Raw genomic sequence first — 1,557 nt, forward strand, 5'->3', positions numbered from 1 at the left:
GAACTCCATGATCCACAAGAGCCGTGCTTGTTTCATGTCCGGCCATCGTTGATCATCCGACCAAACCGGGACCTACGGAACTCTCCGAGGGCCCCTGGTCCCGTAGACCGCACCGACGCGTGATCCTCAATTACATCTGAGGAGATAGTCGCATGTACTAGTGCCATCGCGGATGCCTTTTTCGCTGTTCAAAACGTAGAAACCCTGCGACGCTGGAATCACAATCATAGTTTGCTCTTGCATCCGCTCCGGACCTGGGGCCACTTCCTTCTGCAAGGTTTCGAAAAGGTTGCTGCCCAGATTTGGGACATGTTGTGCTCGATATTTTCTCTGCTCCCATTTTTGGGCTGGCGCAACCCATCCCGTTGCCGTGACCAGTGACTCCGCCCATGACTTGCCACTGTGGGGGGCCATATTCCCTTGCTGGCCTTTTAGTTCGTGTACAAGATCTCCGCTCGCCCTCTCGTGAAAGTCGGCCATGTGGATGTGCAACTGATCCTTGGTGCGGGCCGACTTCGAATTGATTCCCAATCCGGTGGACGCCGGGGGCATGTGCTTGCAAACATATTCCCAGGCGCTGTGCCAGTAATTGGGGGCCCCAAGTTGCCAGATCGTATAGCACTCGATGCCCTTCACGCGATCGATGGGAACCACCAGGCCGCCGTGCATCACGGCGCAGCGCTGTGCCTTGTCGACGTCCACGCAATTACCCGCACTGATGCACTCCTGAACCTTGAGCCAGAGACCATCTCTTGGACCGTGGTCACCTGGCTCGCCACAGTTCTTGGGGTCGAGGCGTGAAGCCGGGGTGTTTTCTGGCTGCGTACCGTACATGCGAAATCTCCGCGCTTGGGGGCAGCCCGCAGCTGCCCGCTCGGAACCGCTTTGGGTCGGCCCTGTCAATCAACAACCATATTTCCGCCCTGGGGTGGGCGCGTAATCCCCCCGGCCTCTGAACCAGCCTTATGGGGTAACGCACCTTCCGGCCCTGACGTGAACTCCACGAACGGCAGCCTGCGGTCCCGGGCGAGGCCGTCAGGCGCACAGCCCTGCTTCCTAGAAAACGCGCAGCTTTGCCGGGACTACCTGCACGGCGCGACGTACTGATCCTGGTCCTCGGCCTCCGTGAGGGGGAGGTCCTCGGCCTTACCTGGACGGAATCGAAACAGGCTTGGACTAAGTCCCGAATCGTGGATGCTACTCGGCGCCATGCTGCGTGCGACATCACACGTTCTTTCCACCTGCACCTCCCTCCTACTGTGGAGACCGTGACCGGAGGGATAGTCGGGGGTCATGGCATCCAGGAAGCGCATCTACGACGCCGAGTTCCGGGGGCGGTGACGGACAGAGCGCCGATCGGCCGGTCCTGCTCGTCGGCGGCCACGAGAGTCAGGCTGACGCTGGCCATCGAATCGGCCATCGAGTGCCCGATCGTCCTGCGCGCGAAGTCCTCGAAGAACCAGGGGCCCTCGGAGAGTTCCGTAGGTCCCGGTTTGGTCGGATGATCAACGATGGCCGGACATGAAACAAGCACGGCTCTTGTGGATCATGGAGTTC

Annotated in this window: 1 protein-coding gene; it reads right to left on the reverse strand. The window is 60.2% G+C overall.

The genetic code is table 11. The features are described from left to right. Positions 1-126: 126 nt before the first annotated feature. A complete protein-coding gene (locus ADL01_RS41360; RefSeq protein ID WP_078960317.1) occupies positions 127-834 on the reverse strand; it encodes a CDP-diacylglycerol diphosphatase in 708 nt (235 codons plus the stop codon). Positions 835-1,557: the final 723 nt, after the last annotated feature.

This window comes from Streptomyces sp. NRRL WC-3618 (genome assembly GCF_001280005.1).
Lineage (GTDB): Bacteria > Actinomycetota > Actinomycetes > Streptomycetales > Streptomycetaceae > Streptomyces.